A 477-nucleotide genomic window follows, 5' to 3' on the forward strand; every position below is an offset into this window, starting at 1 on the left:
AACACAGAAACCCGAGGTTGCCCATGAAACTGGATGAAGAAACCCAAAAACGTCTGCGCCGATACCAGGCGATCATCAATGAAGACCGTCTGCAATATGGATTATCCCCGCTGACGTTGCCGCAAGTGGTCGCCGCCGTTTTTGAATATCTGGCAGATCAGCCGTGCATCTTCTTGCGCGGGGTATTTATTCGACAGTAATGCTGGATTTGCCGTGTAGCCTTACACCTGTGGGGCTACCTGGCACCGCGGGGAAAAAACCCTGTCACCTGCGGTGACTGGCAGAAGAGAGCGGCGGCGATGCCGCCGTCTCCAGCTGCCAACGATGACTGCATACCCGTGCTGCAGCAGTGAGGCATCTACCGAGGTAAGAAAGAATGATGAAGGGTATCCACTATGAAAGGAACACGTCTTCCGGTTATAAAAGGAATAACTGCTTGTATATAAGAACAGTGTTTGGAAAGTCGTGGTTGGCCAC

Annotated in this window: 1 protein-coding gene; it reads left to right on the forward strand. The window is 52.0% G+C overall.

Annotated features, from left to right (window positions below):
* The coding region (locus tag C5B90_RS20660; protein ID WP_115883646.1) for a hypothetical protein at positions 1-200 on the forward strand (200 nt) is incomplete at its 5' end.
* Positions 201-477: the final 277 nt, after the last annotated feature.

Source organism: Haloferax sp. Atlit-12N (assembly GCF_003383095.1).
Taxonomy (GTDB): Archaea; Halobacteriota; Halobacteria; order Halobacteriales; family Haloferacaceae; genus Haloferax.